The sequence below is a fragment of the Treponema maltophilum ATCC 51939 genome (genome assembly GCF_000413055.1).
Lineage (GTDB): Bacteria > Spirochaetota > Spirochaetia > Treponematales > Treponemataceae > Treponema_C > Treponema_C maltophilum.
Map to the genome: position 1 here is coordinate 1,267,691 of NZ_KE332518.1, position 21,502 is coordinate 1,289,192.

25 protein-coding genes and 1 tRNA gene are annotated in these 21,502 nt (G+C 46.3%); 15 read left to right on the forward strand and 11 right to left on the reverse strand.

Annotated elements, in window-relative coordinates:
- The first annotated feature begins 14 nt into the window (after positions 1-14).
- The gene (locus HMPREF9194_RS12080) at positions 15-251 is read left to right on the forward strand and encodes a PspC domain-containing protein (RefSeq protein WP_016525440.1); all 237 of its coding nucleotides are present in this window, start codon (positions 15-17) and stop codon (positions 249-251) included.
- Here HMPREF9194_RS12080 and HMPREF9194_RS11880 read toward each other — a convergent pair.
- A complete protein-coding gene (locus HMPREF9194_RS11880) occupies positions 181-972 on the reverse strand; it encodes an energy-coupling factor transporter transmembrane component T family protein (RefSeq protein WP_016525441.1) in 792 nt (263 codons plus the stop codon). The two genes, HMPREF9194_RS12080 and HMPREF9194_RS11880, sit on opposite strands and share 71 nt — an antisense overlap.
- Positions 969-1,442: a Gx transporter family protein gene (locus tag HMPREF9194_RS05770; protein ID WP_245540726.1), complete on the reverse strand. Its 474-nt coding sequence runs from the start codon at positions 1,440-1,442 to the stop codon at positions 969-971. Before HMPREF9194_RS05770 ends, HMPREF9194_RS11880 begins: the two co-directional genes overlap by 4 nt.
- On the opposite strand from HMPREF9194_RS05770, the gene HMPREF9194_RS12400 reads away from it, so the two are divergent.
- The 7 genes from HMPREF9194_RS12400 (at position 1,423) to HMPREF9194_RS05790 (ending at position 4,139) form a co-directional block, all read left to right on the forward strand.
- Entirely contained in the window at positions 1,423-1,743 is a 321-nt protein-coding gene (locus tag HMPREF9194_RS12400) for a hypothetical protein (RefSeq protein ID WP_169558714.1), read from the forward strand. The two genes, HMPREF9194_RS05770 and HMPREF9194_RS12400, sit on opposite strands and share 20 nt — an antisense overlap.
- A gap of 12 nt (positions 1,744-1,755) precedes the next feature.
- A complete protein-coding gene (locus HMPREF9194_RS05775) occupies positions 1,756-2,109 on the forward strand; it encodes a hypothetical protein (protein ID WP_016525443.1) in 354 nt (117 codons plus the stop codon).
- Positions 2,110-2,192: 83 nt separating this feature from the next.
- Complete coding sequence (locus tag HMPREF9194_RS05780; RefSeq protein ID WP_016525444.1) at positions 2,193-2,612, forward strand: hypothetical protein; 420 nt, start codon at positions 2,193-2,195, stop codon at positions 2,610-2,612.
- Between the two features lie 232 nt (positions 2,613-2,844).
- Positions 2,845-3,075, forward strand: coding sequence for a hypothetical protein (locus tag HMPREF9194_RS12285; RefSeq protein ID WP_016525445.1), 231 nt, complete (start codon positions 2,845-2,847; stop codon positions 3,073-3,075).
- A 110-nt stretch (positions 3,076-3,185) separates the two neighbouring features.
- A complete protein-coding gene (locus HMPREF9194_RS05785; RefSeq protein ID WP_016525446.1) occupies positions 3,186-3,380 on the forward strand; it encodes a hypothetical protein in 195 nt (64 codons plus the stop codon).
- A gap of 22 nt (positions 3,381-3,402) precedes the next feature.
- The gene (locus tag HMPREF9194_RS12540; protein ID WP_281166974.1) at positions 3,403-3,528 is read left to right on the forward strand and encodes a hypothetical protein; all 126 of its coding nucleotides are present in this window, start codon (positions 3,403-3,405) and stop codon (positions 3,526-3,528) included.
- A 44-nt stretch (positions 3,529-3,572) separates the two neighbouring features.
- Positions 3,573-4,139 (forward strand): hypothetical protein, encoded by a 567-nt coding sequence (locus HMPREF9194_RS05790; protein ID WP_016525447.1) that lies wholly within the window; start codon positions 3,573-3,575, stop codon positions 4,137-4,139.
- A gap of 269 nt (positions 4,140-4,408) precedes the next feature.
- On the opposite strand, the gene HMPREF9194_RS05795 is transcribed toward HMPREF9194_RS05790, so the two are convergent.
- From HMPREF9194_RS05795 to HMPREF9194_RS05810, 3 genes are all read right to left on the reverse strand, one after another.
- Positions 4,409-4,777 carry a helix-turn-helix domain-containing protein gene (locus tag HMPREF9194_RS05795; protein ID WP_016525448.1) on the reverse strand — a complete coding sequence of 123 codons (369 nt, stop codon included), beginning with the start codon at positions 4,775-4,777 and terminating at the stop codon, positions 4,409-4,411.
- Positions 4,778-4,779: 2 nt separating this feature from the next.
- Positions 4,780-5,073 (reverse strand): type II toxin-antitoxin system HigB family toxin, encoded by a 294-nt coding sequence (locus HMPREF9194_RS05800; RefSeq protein ID WP_040846212.1) that lies wholly within the window; start codon positions 5,071-5,073, stop codon positions 4,780-4,782.
- Positions 5,074-5,544: 471 nt separating this feature from the next.
- Positions 5,545-5,618 (reverse strand) — tRNA-Pro (locus tag HMPREF9194_RS05810).
- A 156-nt stretch (positions 5,619-5,774) separates the two neighbouring features.
- On the opposite strand from HMPREF9194_RS05810, the gene smpB reads away from it, so the two are divergent.
- Both smpB and HMPREF9194_RS05820 read left to right on the forward strand, forming a co-directional pair.
- Complete coding sequence (gene smpB / locus HMPREF9194_RS05815; RefSeq protein WP_016525449.1) at positions 5,775-6,245, forward strand: SsrA-binding protein SmpB; 471 nt, start codon at positions 5,775-5,777, stop codon at positions 6,243-6,245.
- Positions 6,239-7,081, forward strand: a complete 843-nt coding sequence (locus HMPREF9194_RS05820) for a TP0183 family DNA metabolism protein (protein ID WP_016525450.1) — start codon at positions 6,239-6,241, stop codon at positions 7,079-7,081. Before smpB ends, HMPREF9194_RS05820 begins: the two co-directional genes overlap by 7 nt.
- 13 nt (positions 7,082-7,094) lie before the next feature.
- Here the strand turns inward: HMPREF9194_RS05820 and HMPREF9194_RS05825 are convergent, their stop codons facing one another.
- Together HMPREF9194_RS05825 and HMPREF9194_RS12405 are read right to left on the reverse strand one after the other, a co-directional pair.
- Positions 7,095-7,667 carry an L-threonylcarbamoyladenylate synthase gene (locus tag HMPREF9194_RS05825; RefSeq protein ID WP_016525451.1) on the reverse strand — a complete coding sequence of 191 codons (573 nt, stop codon included), beginning with the start codon at positions 7,665-7,667 and terminating at the stop codon, positions 7,095-7,097.
- Positions 7,648-8,094, reverse strand: coding sequence for an FtsB family cell division protein (locus HMPREF9194_RS12405; RefSeq protein ID WP_051127852.1), 447 nt, complete (start codon positions 8,092-8,094; stop codon positions 7,648-7,650). Before HMPREF9194_RS12405 ends, HMPREF9194_RS05825 begins: the two co-directional genes overlap by 20 nt.
- Before the next feature lie 145 nt (positions 8,095-8,239).
- Here HMPREF9194_RS12405 and HMPREF9194_RS12290 point away from each other — a divergent pair, with 145 nt between their 5' ends.
- From HMPREF9194_RS12290 to HMPREF9194_RS05855, 5 genes are read left to right on the forward strand one after another with little or no spacing between them, the layout of a single operon-like run.
- A complete protein-coding gene (locus HMPREF9194_RS12290; protein ID WP_016525453.1) occupies positions 8,240-10,201 on the forward strand; it encodes a hypothetical protein in 1,962 nt (653 codons plus the stop codon).
- The gene (locus tag HMPREF9194_RS05840) at positions 10,201-11,025 is read left to right on the forward strand and encodes a hypothetical protein (RefSeq protein WP_016525454.1); all 825 of its coding nucleotides are present in this window, start codon (positions 10,201-10,203) and stop codon (positions 11,023-11,025) included. The genes HMPREF9194_RS12290 and HMPREF9194_RS05840 overlap by 1 nt, the downstream gene beginning before the upstream one ends.
- On the forward strand, positions 11,012-12,547 hold the full coding sequence (locus tag HMPREF9194_RS05845; RefSeq protein WP_016525455.1) for a 6-hydroxymethylpterin diphosphokinase MptE-like protein: 1,536 nt from the start codon (positions 11,012-11,014) through the stop codon (positions 12,545-12,547). Before HMPREF9194_RS05840 ends, HMPREF9194_RS05845 begins: the two co-directional genes overlap by 14 nt.
- Positions 12,548-14,233, forward strand: a complete 1,686-nt coding sequence (locus HMPREF9194_RS05850) for a motility associated factor glycosyltransferase family protein (protein WP_016525456.1) — start codon at positions 12,548-12,550, stop codon at positions 14,231-14,233.
- A 13-nt stretch (positions 14,234-14,246) separates the two neighbouring features.
- Positions 14,247-15,575 (forward strand): diguanylate cyclase domain-containing protein, encoded by a 1,329-nt coding sequence (locus HMPREF9194_RS05855; protein ID WP_016525457.1) that lies wholly within the window; start codon positions 14,247-14,249, stop codon positions 15,573-15,575.
- A gap of 67 nt (positions 15,576-15,642) precedes the next feature.
- Here the strand turns inward: HMPREF9194_RS05855 and HMPREF9194_RS05860 are convergent, their stop codons facing one another.
- From HMPREF9194_RS05860 to ileS, 4 genes are read right to left on the reverse strand one after another with little or no spacing between them, the layout of a single operon-like run.
- Positions 15,643-16,224 (reverse strand): tetratricopeptide repeat protein, encoded by a 582-nt coding sequence (locus tag HMPREF9194_RS05860; RefSeq protein ID WP_016525458.1) that lies wholly within the window; start codon positions 16,222-16,224, stop codon positions 15,643-15,645.
- 5 nt (positions 16,225-16,229) lie between these two features.
- Positions 16,230-17,297 (reverse strand): uracil phosphoribosyltransferase, encoded by a 1,068-nt coding sequence (locus tag HMPREF9194_RS05865; RefSeq protein WP_016525459.1) that lies wholly within the window; start codon positions 17,295-17,297, stop codon positions 16,230-16,232.
- 10 nt (positions 17,298-17,307) lie between these two features.
- Positions 17,308-18,234, reverse strand: a complete 927-nt coding sequence (locus HMPREF9194_RS05870; RefSeq protein ID WP_016525460.1) for a hypothetical protein — start codon at positions 18,232-18,234, stop codon at positions 17,308-17,310.
- Entirely contained in the window at positions 18,221-21,472 is a 3,252-nt protein-coding gene (ileS, locus tag HMPREF9194_RS05875) for an isoleucine--tRNA ligase (RefSeq protein WP_016525461.1), read from the reverse strand. The genes HMPREF9194_RS05870 and ileS overlap by 14 nt, the downstream gene beginning before the upstream one ends.
- Positions 21,473-21,502: the final 30 nt, after the last annotated feature.

The window sequence follows — 21,502 nt, forward strand, 5'->3', positions numbered from 1 at the left end:
CCGGAGGAGATTTTATGACAAAGAAACTGTACAAAAGCGACAATAAAATGGTGTGCGGAGTGTGCGCGGGAATCGCCGAATATTTTAATATCGATCCTACGCTCGTGCGACTGTTAACCGTATTTTTTATGTTTGCCGGAGTCGGAAGCGGCCTTATCGCGTATATTGTCGCCGCGGTGATTATACCGGATAGAAGCCGGCCAGAGCGAACAGCCAAAGAAGATATACCGGAAAAAGAGGCAGAGCGCTGACAAGGGCGCGGGCAAAAGAATGCATAAAAGAACCTTTCTTTTGTGCCGGAACTTTTGCGTAAGGCGCCGCAGCTTCCGTTGCGTCCGGCGAGGACAAAAACACTTGCAGCAAGCGTTCATCGGTTTTGTCGATGAGGGACGAGGCGGAAGTTTTAAGCTTTATAAAAAACGAAAAAAAGGACTTTGCCTTTACACTCGCCCGTTTCATTGCCGCTGCCGACCGCTCCGCCGACGCTTGTCCCGCATTCGTTTGTTCCCCGTCCGCGTCCGAATCCGCATGAAGCGGTTGCTGCGGCGCCTTTTCGCTTAACGCGTCAAAATAATAAAACACGCGGCTTAAAAAACCGCCGGCTTTTCCGGGAAGGTTCAAGTCGCGGCTTACGGCGTATTGGGATACAAAAACCATAGCCAACAGCACGCCGCTTTTATGCAAACCGTTTTGCACGGCGCCCAAGGTTACTTTAAACTTACCGAGCGAAAAAAGCACCAAACCTTCGGGTGTAAACAAATTAAAAAAGATAACCGAAATACAGATAATAAGCGGCGGAAGAATACGGATTCCGCCCTTTTTAAGCAGGTTCAGCGCAATAAAAAGCGCAATATCCGCCCACAAATACGCAAGGGAACGCTGAAATAAAATGCCGGGCAAACACAAAACGGCGCAAAAAAACAAAGTCGACGGATTAAGCGTTTTAAAAAAATCTTTTATACCATGTTTCATAGATACAAACTTCCGGCCGAGGCGTTTTTCGGCAATAGCGCAAACCAGCGCGAGCGCGCGGCAAAAATGCCCGTTATAAGGCCCAAACACAATCCCGTTACAAAACCCGAAATTAACAGCACCGGCGCAATGTACAGCACGGCTTTTCCGAAAAGTAAAAAGTTCGACAGCGCGATTTGCGCCGCGGTATTTGCAAACGCTCCGGCCAAACTGACGCCGACACAGCTTACCTGCCGTTTTGCGCTTCGCTGCAACACAAGCATCGCCGCAGCCGAAGCGAACGAACCGGCCGCCGAAAACAAAAAAATATATGAAAAAAGAGTTCCCGTAATAAAGCCCTGCCCCAGTATTTTAAGCAGCACCAAAAGCAAAATCTCTTTTGCGCCGAATACATACAAAGCCAGCACGAGCGGCATATTCGCAAGTCCCAAACGCATAAAAGGAAGGGGCTTGGGAATTACATATTCCACGGCGGACAAAAAAAGACACAGCGAAGCGAAAAAAGCAATTAAATTACGCCGATTTATCGTATCGGGATTTTGCATACACCAACCTGAGTTTACAGTTACTCCTTATAAACTATCACTTTTCGCAAGCTTTTTCAACCGCCGTATCAACCGTGTTGTGCAACGCGTCAGGCGAGAATTTACAACTAAAAAAGGGGTTCCTAAAACATGGAAAGATGCTGTAGAATTGAGAATCGGAAAACAAAAATCATCATTCAGAACTGATAATTTGTTTGGTTCTATTGATATGATGGCTATACATTAATTGGGGGTAATTATGGAATGTTTTAATATTGGCACTATATATAATGATTTTCGGTATCCGAAATTGTTTATAAAAGCATTGGAATTGAATTTAGTTGATTTTGATTTTTGGTATTTTATGTCGCCAGAACAAGTTATGATACGAATCAATGGCTTAATAAAAAGATACCCAAAAAGGAAATTGATACCATTTGCGAGACGCGACGATAACGATGATATTGCTTGTTTTGAAGTAGGCAAAGGACAAAGGATTCAGATTATACATGATTTTGCTTCAGAAGGGTATGAACAACGAAGTGAATATAATAGTTTTGGAGAATGGATGAAAGTTATCGTTGATGAATTGATTAGGAATGAAGAAAAATGAATTATACAGAACTAAGTAAAGAAATATCATATGCTCTGCGCCATGCACCTTATCCTTCAGGATTTTAAAATAAAGAGGTTTATATGTATACAGAATTAGATGAGTTGTTAGAACAAAATACAACAATCGATGCATGGTATGATGATGGTTTTTTAATTGCCCGTTCCATTCTTAATGATTTTTCACAAAATGATTGGAATATGCTGAAAAACAATATATTAAATAAGGATTTGGAATGGCAAAAAAAATTGGCATATTCAATTAGTAATAAAATAATCATCGATGAATTAGATATCCTATTGGAATTATTAAAAATTAATAATGATGAATTAACTGAAATATGTATTGATTCCCTAAAATTATATTGCATCCCTAAGTTTGAAAATATAATCAAAAATAATCCGAATGTTTTGAAAATAATACATGACAAAAATAATTTCCAAAGCAATTTTACTAGGACTGTTATTGAACAAGTTATGCAAATCCTTAATTTTCGTTCGTAATTAAAATTAGGAGACATTCCTGCATTATCTTCCAAGTGGATTTGTTGAGGCACTGGGCAACCCAATACAGTTAGTTATAACAGGGATAATAACGGTAGGACTTGCGATAGCAACAGGCGGAGCAAGCATAGCAGCAGAACTTGGGGGTGCAATGGCAGCTGCGGGTATTGCGTTAAGCGCAGCTTTGATCTAGGGCTCGATGATTTGGTAAATTATAAGGAGGATTATTTTTATGGATTATAATGAATTTATGGAAATTTTAGAAAAGGAAAACTTAAATAATATTAGTTTTAATGAAAAGAATTTATTAAGCGATACGGTATATTTTCTGAGACAAAATGATGGATTTGTTGTTTATACAACAGATGAACGTACTTCAGTATTTGGGAAAATACGAAATTTTCAAAATGCGGAAGATGCATACCGAAATGTATTGAAAAGATTAAGAGCATTTAAATCTTGAGTTTTAGTGAAATTCCATTACCTGTACAATTTCTTTTAGAACTAGGTTTATTACAAATAGACAATATTGTATGATAGAATAATAATAGGAAATTATAAGGAAACTGAATTATGGAAATAGTTTTTATGGATGATTGGAATTATAGAATGGTGAAAGATAATGATAAATATATTTTTTATGTCTTGTGCGGTTCCTCAGCAATGTTTGAAAAAGAATATTATTTATCAAATGAGGATATCAAGGAATTTCTAAAAGAGATGAAAAAATGGTGTGACAAAAAGGCCGTAGAATTACGTAATTTATGAAATTGAAAAAATTATGAGTTTTATGAATGAAAAAGTAAGAAAAAATTCTGCATATGCAGTCATTAAGAAAAACGGATTTAAGGGCAGCGGAAAAATGTATCCGCAAAGTTACATAGATTTCTTTATTAAGGAGAGCCAACAACCATGAACAAGAGAATCTTTTATGCAGTACTTATGTTAGGAGTGTGCAGTATGGCAGTAACGGCAAGCGGGAAGAAAAGATTGTTTATTATAACGCAGGATAATATGCCTCCGTTCGGCGCGGAAGAACGGCTTGCAACAAAGGGCGAATACGAACAGGAGCTTGTGTTTTTATTTACCAACAGGTCGAATAAAAAAGATTTTATTCCGGTTATTTACACAAAAAAGAAATATAAAAAGTTATACATAAGAGAGATAAATCTTGCGTACAATGATATGTATTATCTGGTGATGATGAAAGCTGAGATGAAATTGCCGGAAGAAGTGTACTACCATGTAGGACATAACGAGATAGGATGGAGATCGGACGGGGAATACTACTGGCTGAACGGCTTTTTTGCGGAAGCTAAAGATGAATGGCATTGGAGTAAACGTTGGCCTAGAGATTATGATTTTGAGTTCATCTTTGAGGACAAGTTGTATGCTGCAGAACCGTTTACTTTCCGGTTGGAATTCTTATATCACTTTGATGATGAGCCTGAAAAACGTCTGGTATTAAACTATACCGTAGAACCGCGGGAAGTAGACGAGCAACAGCGTAAGCGAGGGGGCTGGTAGAAGGAGCGAATGACTGATAGAGTCAATCAAGAAAACCTAAACCGTTTTATAAAAGAAATAGTCAAAGCCTACTGCTACCAAAAGTCTTATGGGACGGCACGGTAAGCGAGCACTACGATAAAAAAAAGCCCGCTTTACCTTTAACGCGCTCAAAGATATATCGGGTTTTAATTGGACTAAAGGCTACGATCCGAATGACACGGTAGAAAAAAAAAGGCTGGCACGGAGCATACAATAAAGACGGCTATAGGGTGAAATATTCATACGCCTCACGCCGGGATCTCATATGGCTGAATAAGAACATCGGCGGGAATATCCAACCCGACGGAAAGTTTTCGAATCATAGTAAGGCTTAACGACCGTTTTCCCGACAGGACTTCGGAAACTTTTGATTTATTGCCGATATACGGAATTAAATCTTTTTGCGCAAGATTCATTTGTTCCATTCTGAATCTTATCGCCTCAAGAGGAGACGGAGATTCTATAGGGAAAGTGCGCTCTTCATATAACTCAACCAAAGCACTAAGCAATTCCAAATCATCCGCTTCTTTCGTATGCGGTTTTGCATCAAACAATTCATCTATCATCTTCAACGCATCGTGATACGCTTTTTTGGTTTTAATTAATTGTACAGCCATATTTATACTGCCTCCGCATTTATTTTATTATACGCTGCATGAGTTCCGATAAATCTAATATAAACTATAGAAAAATTATAGTTTATTTTTACAATAAGCCTATAATTATTCCCTGCAATATTAAAACAAACCCTGTTGTCCGCTAAGAAACTTGCCGAAGGATAACGCCGCTTTATATCATCAGGACTTTGCCATTGTGCCGTTTTTACTTCTCTAAACCAAGCTTCTAACGGAGCCTTTGCCGTCGAGTGTTTTATCCAATAGTCAACAAGCGTTTTTCGTGCAATTATTCGCATAGCAATTACACCTTACAACAGGTTCCCCTAATGGGAACTTATATAGTATACCTCAATACGAACGGAATGTCAAATCTATACGCTAAAAGCACCTTCATTCGAATAGTACGGTATTAGAGCTTTAAGCGTATCGCTTAAAGGAACGACTCGAAGCTTTCTGTCAGCCTGAGAGCCGCACTTATTAAAGTCGGTTCGTTCTCGCTCCGTATAGCGATAAAATCCGTCTACGACGAACATGTTTTGCTCAAACAAAAACTGTTTTACCCGTACGCCGATAGCCTCTCCCAATCGCAACCCGTAAGAATATCTTTTTTTTGTTGTGTTTCGTCACAAAACAGCGGGGGTAACGATGACAGGTAGGCAAGCGATTCTGCCTGCGTTTTACAATTTTTACATACCTTTTGAATCTTTTTTCCCGAAACGGGATCGATAAAATACGATAAAATAATAGTATTCAAATGCCGTTTTTAATCGGGCAACCCGGATTTGAACCGGGGACCCCAAGTCCCCCAGACTTGTACGCTAACCAACTGCGCTATTGCCCGTTATTTGCCGCAAAGATACGGTAAACATGATTATCTTAGCGAAAAAGCGCAAAAGAGTCAACGGGGAATTTTTGCCGCGGGCGTTCTTGCGATGGTTGTTCCGCCGAATTTGCCCGCCCCCTTGAGCGTTTTTTGCACATAGCGTATACTGTCGGTATGAGTATGGCCGGCACAAAGATGATTGCGCAAAACAAAAAAGCCCGCTTTAACTACACCGTAACCGAATCGCTCGAATGCGGCATAGAACTGAAAGGTACGGAAGTAAAATCGGTAAAAGCGGGGAACATCTCTTTTCCCGACGCCTTTGCCGAAATCTCGAACGGAGAAGTTTGGCTGAAGCAATTGCATATTTCCGAATATGCGTTTTCTTCCGTATTCAATCACGATCCGGACCGGCCGAAAAAATTGCTTTTACACCGCGACGAAATAAAACGGCTGAACCGCAAGGTCGAAGAAAAAGGCGTAACGCTTATTCCGCTTGATTTTTATCTGAAAAACGGAAGAGTAAAAGTCAACTTGGGATTGTGCCGCGGCAAAAAACAATACGATAAGCGTTCGGATATACGCGAACGCGACATTCAGCGCGATATGCAGCGGGACTTCCGTAAAGGATTGAACGGATGTTGAATAACGTACAATCCCGACTGAGACATTCCCTGTTGCTTTTTATGCTGTGCCTTCCGGCCGCTTTTTTAAGCGCGCAGGCAAAGCGGGCACTGTACGTTTATGCAAGCTCATCGTCTTCGGGCGATTCGGCCGTAATTAAAATGACAGAGGATTTGTTTTTTTCGCAGTTGGCCTCGTCGGATCTTTTTACCGTGCACGATATGCGTTCAACCGAATATTCGTCCGCCGAGCTTACGCGCTACGGAAGCGCCGATTCCCTGTTTTTTTATACGCAGATATATGAAAAAGACGGTCAATGGTTTTTAAAGCTGCATTTAATCGACGGTGCAACGGGCAAAGAAACGGTGCTGCAAAATAATTATGACGGCTACTATAAAATTCTGACCGAAGCCAAAAATTCGCTGACTTCTCTTATAAAGCAATTCAACGCAGGCGAGGCGCAAAAAACCGAAAAACAGGGCACTTCTTCCGTAACCGTCGAAAAACTGTCGGGTACATGGTACGGCGAAGACTATATCGATAAAATTATCATTTTACGCGGCGGAAGAGGTTTTGTGATTTTTAAAAACGGCGCATCGATGAATGTTTCCGTAAGCGTAAGCGGCAACCTTTTGTCCGCCGTACAGCAGGGCAAACCGAACGCATCGTTTTTTCCCGAACTTCCGCGCGAAGTCGCCCTCGTAAATGCGCCGGAAGCCAAACCCGTCCGCTGGGAACTGACCGTCGAAAGCGAATCGGCAATGAAGGGCGTTAAAATAAGCCTTGTCGCCGAATACGACAATTCGGGAGTTCTTTCGGTAAAAGAGGGACGCATTCCCGTGCGCTGGCACCGCTGATATTTTTGCGGCACTAATCGCCGCTTTCTATGTGTACGATGCCTTGACGCAGAATTTTTATTTCGCCCCCGGTAATGTCGACTATCGTGGACGGAAGGCTTTGCTTTTGCGCCCCTCCGTCTACAATGCAAAACACTTCCGAGCCGAATTCTTTTTCCATTATTTTTACGTCGGCGATAACGGGCGCACCGCTGCGGTTGACGCTTGTCGAATAAAGCGGCGTTTTGCACGCGCGTATAAGAGAACGCAACCATTCATCGTCCGGGCAGCGGAAAGCGGTTGTCGTGTGTCCGCCGGAAGCATTTTGTGTGGGAACGATGACGGTTAAAGCGCCCGGCATATGCGAGCGGATTTTATCCGGCACAATTGTCGGCGAATACCGGGCAATGTCTTCCGGGTCGGCGATGAGTTGTATAAAGGGCTTTCCTTCATCGCGCCCCTTAATGCGACGTATCGCGCCCTCGCTTAAAGGAACGATGCCCGAAAAACCGTAGACCGTATCGGTCGGAATAATGACGACTTTTCCCTCAAGCAGCGCTTCGGAAACCGAGGAAAGACAATCCGCATCAGACTTTTGCAGGATCATGATACCGGATCACGCTTAAAATCGAAAAGACAAGATTGTAAAAAACAAAGGCTAAAAAGGCGATGCTTTTTGCAAGCCATTCGGGAATAAAAACGATGTCGGGCCGTAAAAGTTTTGTACCCGGATCGTAGACGGCAGGCGGCGGTTCGGGAATTCCGTTTATCTTTACCAAGTGTTCGCCCGGATAAATAAAGCCCATTTTTTTCGCATAGGATGCGATAACATCGCGGTCTTTTTGCAGAGCGGTGCTTTCCGTTAAAAGTCGGCTGTTCAAATCCTGTAAACGCTCGACGCCTACGGTAAGCGCAATCTTTTGTTTTTGCAGCTGATTGTACGCCCATATTCCTTCCTGCCCGAATATAACCGACAGACATACATATACAAAAACGGCGGCGATTATCGAAAACATAAAATGAAACCGGTTCATATTTTCAATTTTCGGTTGTTTTCCCCTTTTACTGAATATAAAAAGTATGCTATAATATTCGAAAGAATCGGCAAAACGGGTTAATAAAACCGCCTGAATTACCGATATATAAGATATACGTATATTTTGTTTGCATGGAGCAGTTATGTCTATAGAGCATGAAAACTTCGATAATATTTTGCAGAATAAAGATGAAAAAGATCTCGAACAATACGGCGTATGGGTAAAAAAGCCCTCGGAAGAAGAAGCGAAGAAAAAAGAAGACGGAAACGATTCTTCGGCGTTTTTTATCGATGATTTTGATTTTGCCGACGTGCCCGATATAGACACAATTCCCAAAGCCGTAAACGACAACTTAAACGCGAAAATCGACGAAGCTCTGGAATCGGCGGCTACGGCGGCTCCCGAGAATTCGGCAGAAGAGCTTACGCCGATTGAAGAAGCCGAGACGGAAGTTCCCGCCCCGGCGGAAGAAACTTTTGAAATCGACGATTTTAATATAGAAGAATACGTGCCGCACACAGAAGAAAAAAACAAAACCGGCGCCGACGAACAGCCTCTCGATATCGACCTGTCGTTCGATGACAATTTTGAGCAAATCATGCCCGACTTTCCGAAAGAAAGCGAAGAAACCGCCGAAGTCAAGTTTGCAGACAAAACCGATTCGGCTGCCGGCGGCGAATTTGAGGAAATCGATGCGAGCATGTTCGATTCGGACGAGCCGCTTGAACCCTCCGTGCCGGAAAGCATAGACCTTGAAGCCGCCGCGGTACCGGTTGCGGACGAAAACGTGCAGACGGAAAGCGTTCCGCTCGAAGCCTTTGAAAATCCTGACAATACTGAAACCGTAGCCGATGAACCGCCCGCTATGGAAAGCGTCGATATATCGGCCTTCGATACGGAGAGCACCGGAGTTCCTTCAACCGCGGCATCGAATGAAAAATCTCAAACGGATCAAATATACGACATTGCCGTAAAAGCCGACGACGAAACCGGCGATTCGGAACAAGACGAAAAACCGCACGAGCAGGCAAAAACGGCGGATGTTCAAACAATGAGCTCTTCTCTCCTTGAAAAAATTATGGGCGAACTCTCGCTTTTACGCCACGACATTAACGAATTAAAAGAAGACTTTACCACATTAAAAACCGCCCCTGCTCCGTCCGCCGGCGATACCTCTAAAGCCGACGAAAAAGAAGGCGGCGGTTTTTTTGCCGACGACGGCGGCGACGATACGATCGCGCTTTCGGGCGACGAGTTGAATAATATTTTAACCAGCGCCGATTTTACGGATGAAGCCGAAAACGAAAAAGAAAACGCGTCTGCTGCGGAACCGTCAGCCGAGGCGCCTGCCGAAATAAAAGAAGAAGCTTTTCCGGAAATCGAACTTCCCGAAGAACTTATGATTGACGAAGCCGAGGCTGAAGCCGAAAATACCGAAGAAGCATCCCCTATGCCGGAGTTGAATATTGAAGAAAACGAACTTCATGAACCGCAGCTTGACGATATAGATTTCGACTTAAGCGAAAACGAAACCGTCGAAGAAGAGCTTCCGAGCGAAATAGAAATTCCGGTTGTCGAAGATCTTGTCGTGGATTCTTCGGCCGAAGATTTTTTTGACGAAGACGATACGCCTAAAGAAATCGATGAAACGGACGTGCGCTTTTTAGCCGAAAATCCCGCGGAAGCGGAACATGCAGCCGAAGTTGCAGAGGAACCTGCGGCAAAACCGGAAGCGGAGGACGAAAAAGAAGAAACGGATCAGTATTCTCCCACCAACCAGGTTTTTAACAGCAGGCAGTGGCAAAGCGAAGGCGAAACGGATCTTTCTCTCGAAGAAGAGGCGCCGGCCGAAGTTTCCGAACCCGCTGAAGAAAAAACGACCGAAACGGTATTCGGCAAAAACATAGATACCGACGGCGGTTCGGCGCACAAAACGGAACAGCCGGCAAACATTCCGCAAAATATGCGCGATGAAATAAAATCGGTTTTAGCGTATATGGATCAGCTTTTGGAAAACCTTCCCGAAGAAAAAATCGTCGAGTTCGCGCAATCGGAACATTTCCCCGTATACAAAAAACTGTTTAACGAACTCGGATTGTCTTAATGGGTTTATACGGCTTAGCAAGCAAATATGCCGCCGGCGGAAAAAACGAATCGGCGGCACCTTTTCTCGATGTGTTGTTGACAAACTTTCACCGTTTTGCCGAAGGGATCGCCGTACATTTTGCAATCTTTGCCGAAGTAGACGGCAATTTTCAAATAGTTTTAAATCACGGCTTTGACGCCGAAACGGTGCGCAAATCGATTTCCACGCGCGACTTTTGGAACGGAACGCTTGCAAGCGACGGCCGGCACATTCTGCAAGGAGAGTCTTTAAGCGGGCTGTATCAATTGTTTTCCCGCCGGGACTGCACGTTCGAAAAGCTGTGCATACAAAAATCGCTGCAAAACGAATGTCCCTTTATTTTCGTTGCGACCGGCGTTCCGGATGAACAATTTTTTGAAAAAAAAATCCCGCGAATTCTTGCTTTTGTAAACGATTTGTACGCTATATTGTCTGCCCTTTCCCGAAAATGTGCTGCGGCAAGCAATGCACCCTTTGAAAATACCGCGGCACGTGCCGAACAAGCGGCGGCATATGCTATACGACTGAATAAAGTTTTTGAATATCTTTCCGCAAGCCTGTATCCGTCGGATCTCGATTTTATTTGCACCTGTCTTTGTCTTGCACTCCCGGCTGCAACCGCAAAGCCGGGGGCAAACGGCGCCGCCGAAGATCATACCGTTTTATATTCGGGAAGTACCGAAAAAAGCGATGAAGCTGCTTTCGCGCACATAGAAACCGTCATACAAAAACTGCTCAGCCCCCGGTGCGCGTCCCTTGTGCCGATCGAAAAGGCGAGCGCAAAAGATTATGGTGCATCTTGAACCGGCGCACGACGCGTTTACGTTTACCTGCACAGCCGGCGGGCGCTATCTGCACTCCGCATATAATCCGAGGCGCGAAGCGCAGCAGTTTGTATCTTCCCTTACATGCGATTTTAATCCTTTTTGTCTTGTCGTTTTAGGTCCCTGTCTTTCGTATTGCCTTCCTTTTTTGCGCGCGCGCTTTCCGGCAATTCCCCTCTACGCGATTCAATACGACGAATGTTTTTTGCCCGATTTTTCCGCCGATTTTACAAACGCAATGCAAACTGCGTGTGAAAAATCCTCGTGGGACGGCGTTTTTTTTTGCGGAAACGAAAGCGGCGTTTTGTCCGAAACGCTTTTTTCCGCCTTGGGCGACCGGCAGGTTTTCGGCGCTTTTTTTATCGCATGGAAGCCCGCCGAGCAGGTTTTTGAAAACAAAAGCCGCCTTGCATGGGAAGCGGTAAAACTTTTGCTGCAAAAAAGCAGGGATGTACTGGCAACGCACAGTTTTTTTTCGCGCCGATGGCTTAAAAACAGCGTAAAATTCTGCGCCTATCTGTGCCGTCCGTGTACGATTGAAGCCGGAAATCAACCCATTTTGGTCGCCGCATCGGGACCGTCGCTTGCCCCCTCCCTTCCCTTTATACAAAAACACCGCGCGTCCTTTTTTGTGATCGCCGTATCTTCGGCGCTGAATGTCCTCGTTCACAACGAAATATATCCCGATATGCTTATAACGACCGACGGCGGTTTTTATGCGCGGTACCATGTGCGTATTTTAAAAAAACTGCACGATCGCGGAATCGACATCCCGATTGCCGCACCGGCCGAAAGCAATATCGATCCTTTTTTACTCGAAAACCTCCCCGTTTTGCCGCTTCGTTACGGCGACGGAATCGAAAGCCTGCTCTTCGATTTTTGCGGCATTAAAGCAGCCCGCGCCGTACGCAACGGCAGCGTAAGCGGTACCGCGGCGGACTTTGCCCTTTCCATAAGTTCATCGCCGGTATTTTTTTGCGGTTTGGATCTTGCGCCTTCAAGGGGCTTTCAGCATGCGCAGCCGAATGTCCTTGAACAAAACGACAGCCGGTCCGACAACCGCCTAAAACCGCTTTCATCGCGCTTATATGCATCTTCACATTCGCCGCTCGGCATATACCGCCGCTGGTTTTCGGCTCAAGGTAAAAAATTTTCCGGCCGCGTCTTCCGTCTGTCGGATAAACCGTATAAAGCGCCGCTCGGTTCAATCCGCGATATTTTGTGGACGGAACTCGATGAAGCCCTTATCGAAAACGGAAAAAACGCAAAAAAAGGCGCGGTGCGCTGTTTACCGCAAAGGGATAAGGGCGAAAACAAAAAGGCGGTTTTTTCATTTTTAACCGAACAAATGGAGCGCAGGGCGAACGAAAATCTGTGGTACGAAAACTGCGCACTCATCGATTATTTGTCGGCGCTGAAATACCCGAAAAACGAAAAATTTATGCACAAATGCCGCGATTCGCTATTGCACACATTCGACGAACTGTTTAAGCTGTTGTAAATGAGCAAAGCGGATACGTCGTGCTATGCGACATGGGTGCAGTCGAAAACAGGTACTTTTTTGCCCTGCTATAAAGACGGTAAACCTTCAGCGTCGATATACAATCCCGAAAAAGAAGCCTCCTCTTTTGCCGCGCTTGACGTATTCAGTCAAGCGGGTTTTATCCTCGTAGCCGGCATCGGCGCGGCGCTTCATTTAAATGAACTGGCAAAACGCCGTCCCGATGCCCGCATTGCGGCCGTCGAAGCAAACGAAGAGTCGCTGCGTTTTGTTTTAAGCGATCCGCGCGTAAAGCTCGATGACCGCATTGCCGTATGTACGGCCGACGGCCTCTACGATTTTTTACTCGAGCGATATTTTCCGCCGGCGGACGGGAACTTTTGCTTATTTCCGCTTCGATCCTGGGCACAGGCAAATCCGCCCGTTTTTGAGCGCATAAAAGAAAGCGCGGATAAAGCGCTGAGCGATATCGGTGCCGACGTTTCCACGCAAGCGCGTTTCGGAAAACTGTGGCACGCCAATATTATGCGCAATTTGTTTTTGTATGCGAGCGTGAGCGCACATCTGCTTACCGACTTTACGCGCACGGCATTTCCGACCGAAAAAACTGCTTTTATTGCCGGAGCGGGTCCGGGTCTCGAAAACGGTTTTGACGATTTAAAACGGCACCGGGATTCTTATTATATCGTCGCAACGGATACGGCTTTTGCCGCGCTCAGTGCGCAGGGTATTGCGTCCGACGCGGTCGTAACGATAGATCCGCAGCTGCTTTCGATAGATCACTTTTATGCGCCGATCGATGCGAAAACGCTTTTTATCTGCGACCTGTGCTGCTGTCCCGCCGTCGTGCAAAGAGTGCTGCAAAACGGGGCGCACATCTTGTTTTTTAAAAGCGCCCATCCCTTGTGTTCCCTTATCGAACTTTTGCATGCTCCCGAAAAAAACGCCGAACCGCTTTTTCCGTTTTTTGATTGTTCAAGCGGAACGGTAATGCTTACCGCGCTTGATTTTGCCGTTAAAGCGGGCTTTAAACGCATAGTGACGGGCGGCGCCGATTTTTGCTATACGGACGGCAAAACGTACGTAAAAGGTTCGTATTTCGATCAACTGTTCGGCACGCAAAGTTCGCGCCTCGCGCCCGCGGAGCAAAAGTTTTGCGCGCTTATGTACGGAAACGAACTTGAAAGTGTATGTTGTGCCGCCGGCGGACAAAAAGCGTTTACGACTCCCCTTTTAAAACAATACAAAGAAGCCTTCGACCGTTTTTGCGCTTTACATGCCGGTACCGTCGAATTCATACATGCAAGCGAAGTTCCGACAAAAATAAAACGGGTACCGCCGCATACACAACAAAGCGACCTGCACGGCGATTCTTCTTTTGCCGGTACCGATACCGGTGCGGTAAAGCTTGCATCCTCTGCACCGGACAGGCGGCGCTTTACGCTCAAAGACTATAAGAATTTTTTGCTCCGGTACGAAAACGAGCTGCAAAGCCTGCAACTGCACAACAAAACACACAACGCGCACGGCGGCATACGCGCAACCGGCGATGCCCTACAAAAAAGCATACTCCCCTATGCCGCATGGTATGCTCTTCATTACGACAAACGCCTCGACTTGCATAAAATCGCCGAAGAAATATGCCATATTCAAAAAAAATATCTGTACAATACGACGCTATCTTGATATAATCATTTGCATGGGTGTAGCTAAAAAAGGGATATACGTATTCGCAGGAATCATCTTATCTTTGTTTGCGGTAACGACCGCGTATTTCGCGGTTTCCGTAACGATCAGTTTAAAGAACGGTCCCGCCCGCGCGGAACGGGATTTTACGCGAATAAGCCAAGACGTTAATTCGGTTCTTTTTTTCGATTTGAATGCGGAACGCCTTCGCGACTTTCAAAACAAAACGGTCGGCGACAAATATCTTGCCGCCCTGCTTGTCCGCTCGGGCCGCGACATCGTATTTGCCTATCCGTCGTCGTCGCATTTGATTGTACCCGATTCGCTCGGCATGCCTTCCTTAAAAAGTTCGTCGCCTTTTATTAAAGTATTCAGTACGACCGTTTCCGCTTCGTCAAAAGAAAATACGGTGCTCACGGCGGCCGTTTACACGCTGCATCCGTCCGACATTTACAATCCGGCGCGCCTTTCGTTTTTGGTCATATTGGCCTGCACGCTTTCGGTATTTGCCGTTCTTATCTATCTTTCGGTTTTCGGTCAAAGCGACGGCTCCGAAGCGGAAAAAACGGCCGCTCAAACGGAGTTTTTTTCGAATCCCGAACGGGAACCGGTGCCTGCCGTACACATGCCGACTTTTCAGCCGCAAACCGCTTCATACATCCCCGTTCCCGAAAACGCCGAGCCTGAAATCGCTTCGGATTTTGAGCCGCCCGAATACGCTCAGCCGTCCGCCTCCCCTGCGCGGCAGACACTGCCGGAAACGGCGAGTGCCGATCTTGCGGCAGTCGACGCTGCCGAAGATTTGCCGGCACAAGACCGCATAAGCGATCCGACCGGCTTGTTTTCGCCGACGACGGGCGTCGGGTGGGAATCGTACATGGAAACACGCCTCGATTCGGAACTCGTGCGCGCGGCTTCTTCCGAGCAGGATTTGGCCCTCGTGCTTTTGCGGATAAAGGGACTTGAAAACAATACGCTTATGATGAAGCGGATCGCCGCCGTTCTCCTCGATTTTTTTAAATTTCGCGACTTTGTGTTTGAATATAAAAAAGACGGTTTTGCCGGGATTCTTTTAAATATCAACCTCGATCAGGCGATGGTGCTGGCCGAAGCAATGCACACACAGCTGACAGATCTGCTCAAATCGGAAAATATCCGCGGGCAACTTGCGATAGGAATTTCGACGCGGAGCCTGCGCCTGTTGCAGGGCAGCCGCCTCATAACCGAAGCGAATCAAGCGCTCGAAAAAGCCTTCGACGAAACGGGCTTGCCGATAGTCGCTTTCAGAGTAAATCCCGATAAATACCGCCAATTTGTAGCCGACGCGACGCAAAGAGTTTAGTCCGTCGCATGACAGGCTTGCAGTCTTTGAATAGCCCCGACGGGACTTAAAGTTCGGCCGGCTGCAGTCAATCGGCTTTTTCGGTATTTTTTTCGCCCGTATCAAACAGTTTTTCCAAATCCGCTTTATTCGCGGCATCCGGGTACAACTCGATATAAGATGAAAATACTTCGCGCGCCTTTTCGGTTTTTTGAAGCGCGTGCAACACCAAAATATAATTGGTACAAACGTCTTTATCGTACGGATGGGATTCGTACAGCGCGGCATAAGCTTGTTCGGCTTTATCGAAATTGCCTTTTTGACCGTAAATCCACGCGACGGACTTTTGTACGAGGAGGTTGCCGGAATCGGTTTTTAAAAGGCTTTCGTATTCTTTTAAGGCCGCATCCCAATCTTTTGCGAGTGCCGCGTTCCGTGCTATTTTAAACGTCAATTCGCGTTCGGTTTTATCGCTTCCGGCAGTGCGGGCTTTTCGGTACAGTTCCAGCGCCTTATCGTATTTTCCCGATTCTTCGTAGAGGGACGCCAAAAGGTAATACTCGTTGCCCAAATTTTCAAGCAACTGCGCCGAGCGAAAATTGCGCATCGTGGCGGCGCAGGACGTCAACATAAGCGCGCACAAAACAACAACGAGCCGAAAACGACACATACGGTTCAATGGCCCAAAACCGTTTGCTCGATTTTGCGCAGCTGCGACCGGTACAAGCCGGCAATATTCGAACCGTAATCCGCTATAAGCTGAATGATATTGCGCGGAGAACTTTCGGCATCGACTCCGTTGAGCCGGTCGCCGGCGTCTCCCAAGCCGGGCATAATATAGGCGGCATCATTCAGCACCGGATCCATCCACAGCGTGTAGCAGGTGCAGTTATCCAAAGCGCGCACAACGCGCAAACTGCCTTTGAGCGCCGCAATAACGTTAAAAAACAATATGGAGCGCGGCTTTACGCCCTGTTCCAAAAGATATTTGACAATCGTAACCAAGGAGCCGCCGGTTGCGTTCATCGGATCGGCAAAAATAAGGTCTTTGCCGTCCATTTCGCTCAAGTTAAAAAAGGACTTATCCAAGTCGAGAATGTATTCCATATCGGCTTCGCTTTTCGTGTCGTCGCGCTTGATTTTAAACAGCGCAAAAGGTGTTACGTAGCCGTGCGAAGAATATTCTTCAACCTCTTTCGATATAATCATCGACGGCAAAAGCGCACCGCGGAGCATAACGCACATAACCGTGTTTTCGATTTTAAAGTCGATATCGGGAATTTTATGTACGGAATAGTTTTGCACGGGAATATTTACCGGCGTTTTAACGACCAAATAATTTTTGTTGTCGGTTTGATTTCCGGCAAAAGCCATGCGAAACAGCATTTCATATGCCCTTTGGCAATAGTACACAAACTCGTTGTGCCCGGTGCGGATATCGCGCAGTTTTGCAATAACGCGTGACGCTTCGGCATGGGCGGAAGGTTCCGTTGCAAACGAAAACACTTTCAGCGCCGGAACTTCTTCGCAGATTTTCTGCATTAAGTGTCCCATTTCGTTAAAAACGTCTATAACTTTTTTTTCTTCGTTTGCAATGGACGAACTGAACCCGCCCGCCGAAAGCAAGCTGAACGATTCCATTGCGCGTTTATACAGTACATCCATTTGCGCAAGGTATTCCTGATCTTTTTCCGTCAAATAGCCGTCCAGCGCTTCGGCTTTAAGAATTATTTTCGAACTCATGTCCGCCCCCTCATCGTTTTTTTTGCAGCAAACCGGTCAAGGCGGCTGGCCACACGACAAAATTGTCAAGAATAAGAACAGTGCCCCTGTCCTGCTTTACGATAATATTCGTACCCAATACCGCAAAACGGAACAGTTTTTCGGCGATTTTTAAAGAACGCTCATCGCTCATTTGCAGTTTTAATGTTACAATCGCATGATCTTCTTTATACGACTTTAAAGTTCCGGCCGCATATTTAATACCGAGCTCGATCGGCGAACCGACCATCTTCGGTAAAAGCGAGCCGGCGGTCGGCATATACACCGATACCAGTTCGGCATCATCCATAAGCGTACGCACCGGCAACGCAGTGTTTTCGCCGGGGAGCGACGGCCAATCGAGTACGGAAACGGGCGAGATAAGAGACAAAAAATATTTTTTTTGCATCGAAAGCACGTCTTTATTCGAGATAAAAATATGGTTGTTGTCGGGACTTGCAAGTTCGATATTGTTTGAATGTCTTTTGCGGTTGAGTATCATATCGGCGGCTTTTTCGCTCACATCGGTCCAGCCGTTTTTTTTCGTTAAGCCGGCATTGATTAAAAGCGACGGATATTTTCCGCGCGAAGCAAGCTGAAATTTTACCGTGCTTTTTAAGTTCGCACCCCATTCGATAAAAAAAGCCGCGGCGATTTCTTCCGTCCGGTTCAGCATGTTGTTGAGGTCGCTTTCGTTTACATCGTCGGTCCACGAATTGACGAGGTTGCGTACAAAACTTTTATTCGCTTCGTTTACGGGAATGTGAAGATAGACGTCAGCCCCGTCGTCAAACAAGGTAAAAAGATCGATTTGTTTGTTTTGCAGCGAAAGCGTTTTACAACCCGCAAAAAAAAGACAGACGAAAGCGCACAGCGAAAACAGTAAGCCGGCAGCCGATTTTAATTCACGCTTTTTCAATTTCAGCCTTCCATGTAAGTTCGCCGGTTTCAATTAAAGCGGCGCCGGAGATGCGGTCATTCCACCGCTCTTCGGATGCGAGAGTTTCCGATGAGATATAATCGGAAAACATTTCAAATGCTTTTTTGAGTTCGCCGTCTTTGTCTTTGTCGGCGCCGACCGAAAGCTTTATACGGTCGGTAACGTTCAAGCCCCTTTCTTTGCGCAGGTTTTGAACGCCGCGCACCAAATCGCGTGCATAGCCTTCGAGGCGCAGTTCTTCGGTGATTTCGGAATCCAAAGCGACCGTAAGCGTTCCCTCGTTGATAACCTTCAGCGTCGATTTTTCAAAGCGTTCAACGATTATTTTGTCCTGAGTAAGCTCTATCGGTTTTCCGCCGATTTCGATGCTCAACACCGCACCGTCGAGAACGGACTGAATGGAGCGCTGGTCGAGGCCGGCAATCACAGCCGACGCTTCTTTCATAAGCGGGCCCAGTTCTTTTCCCAGTGTGCGGAAATTCGCCTTCGCTTTGTATTCGACCAATTCGTCTTCGCGCTCGTGGAAAACCACTTTTTTTACGTTCAGCTCTTCGCGAATCGATTCTTCCATCGACAAAAGCACGGTTTTTTCGTCGGCATTGCGCGTAACGAATTCGACGCTTTTTAAAGGCTGGCGTATTTTGAGGTTGTACTGATAACGCAGCGCCCGTCCCATCGAAACGGCTTTTTGTACGGTCGCCATTTTAAATTCCAATTCGTCGTCGCGGTATCGCTCGTCGTAAACGGGATAGTCGGCCAAATGGACGGATAGCGGGTCGGTACAAGCGGCCGCGTCGCCGCCTGCGCCGTCGGAACCGGCTTCCGCAATGCGCAGATTTTGCCACATTGCTTCGGTAATAAACGGAATAAAGGGAGCGGCGGTAAGCGTAAGCGCTTTAAGCGCGGTATACAGGCTTTCGTAGGCTTCAAGTTTGTCGTCGTCGTTTTCGCTTTTCCAAAAGCGGCGGCGGCTGCGGCGGATGTACCAGTTGTTCAGCTGGTCGATAAAACCGACAATAGGATCGATTGCGGCCGACAAGTCGTATGAATCCATCGCTTCGGTAACGTCTTTTACGAGCTTTTGCGTAACGGACAAAATCCAGCGGTCGAGCGGATTAACCGGCGCCTTGTGTTCAAAGGCTTTTCCCGTTACGCGCACCTTATCGATGTTCGCATACGTAACAAAAAAGCCGTACGAGTTCCACAGGGGTATTAAAATACCTTTCAAAACATCGCGCACACCTTCGTCCGAATATTTTAAATCGTCGGCTTTTACGGCCGGCGAATGCATTAAAAAGAGGCGCACCGCATCGGCGCCGAAACGTTCGATAACGACGGCGGGATCCGTGTAATTGCGCAAACTTTTCGACATTTTTTTGCCGTCCGAAGCGAGGATAAGGCCGTTTACGATACAGTTTTTAAAAGCGGGCTTATCGAATAAAGCGGCCGCCAAAATCGTCAGCGTATAAAACCATCCGCGCGTTTGATCCAAACCTTCGGAAATAAAATCGGCGGGAAAATGGCTTTCAAAATACTCTTTATTTTCGAACGGATAATGGTTTTGCGCATAGGGCATCGAACCGGATTCAAACCAGCAATCGAGTACTTCCGGAATGCGGCTCATGGTGCCGCCGCACGAACAGGGAATCGTGATTTTATCTATAAACTGTTTGTGCAGATCTTCGGGGTACACGCCCGACAATGTTTTAAGTTCTTCGCGGCTGCCTACGCAAAGTGTTTTTCCGCAGTCGGGGCACTTCCAAATGGGAAGCGGATTGCCCCAATAACGGTTGCGGCTGATCGCCCAATCGCGCGCCCCCTCAAGCCACTTGCCGAACCTTCCCGTTTTTATGTGGGCGGGCTGCCACGTGATTTGATTGTTCGCCTTTAAAAGCGCAGGTCTTATCGATTCGACTTTTACAAACCAACTGCCGATTGCGCGGTAAATAAGGGGGCTTGAACAGCGCCAGCAGTGAGGATAGGCGTGCAAAATCTGCTCGCGTTTTACGAGTTTTTTTTCGTTTTTTAAGCGTTCGAGAATATCTTTATCGCAGTCTTTAACAAAGCGGCCTTCGTAATCGGGAACTTCGGCGGTAAACTTGCACTCGCCGTCTATCGGACATACGACGGGAATTCCCGTTCCTTTAAAGACTTTATTGTCGTCTTCGCCAAAGCCGGGTGCGGTATGCACAAGACCGGTTCCGTCTTCGGTCGTTACAAAGTCGCCGGTAAACACGCGGAATGCGCCGATCGACGCGGGATTTCCGTCGGAACCGTCGGTCGGTTCGGCTAAAGAGGCAAAGTACGGAAAGAGCGGTTCGTAGCGCATATCTTTTAGTTCGGCGCCCTTTTTTTTCCATACGATCGTATACTCGCTTTCGCTTTTATAATAGGCGCCCAAACGCGATTCGGCTAAAATATAGCATTCGTCGCCGTCTTTTACTTTTACGTAATCGATGTCGGGACCGGCGGTAAGGCCCAAGTTTGAAGGCAGCGTCCACGGAGTCGTCGTCCATGCCAAAAAGTAAGTATTTCCGTTCAACACATCCTTGTCGTCAAAACCATCGGGTATGCCGTTTACTTTAAAACGTATCGTAACGGCCGGATCGTGAACGTCTTTATAACCGCCCAAATTCAATTCGTGATTCGAAAGCACGGTGGCGCAGCGCGGACAATACGGCAAAATGTAGTGGCCCTCGTACAAAAGATTTTTGTCCCACAGGCTTTTCATAACCCACCAAATGGATTCCATATATTCGGGTTCCATCGTTTTATAGTCGTTGTCGAAATCGACCCAACGGCCCAAACGGGTTACCGTCTGCTTCCACTCTTTAACGTAGCGCAAAACGCTCGCGCGACACGCTTCGTTGAATTTCGCAATGCCGTATTTTTCTATATCAGCCTTGCCGCTCAGGTTTAATTCTTTTTCGATAAGATTTTCTACGGGCAAACCGTGACAGTCCCAGCCGAAGCGGCGCTCGACTTTTTTGCCCTTCATCGTTTGATAACGGGGAATAATATCTTTTATCGTGCCGGGAATAAAATGGCCGAAGTGCGGCAGCCCGGTTGCAAAAGGAGGTCCGTCGTAAAAAACATATTCTTCGCAGCCGTCGCGTTGTTTTACCGACTTTTTAAATACATCATTTTTTTCCCAAAATGCAAGGATTTCTTCTTCCTGTTTTGAAAAATCGACTTTGGGATCAACCTCTTTATACAAAATGGAACCTCTCAAAAGTATGAACTTACG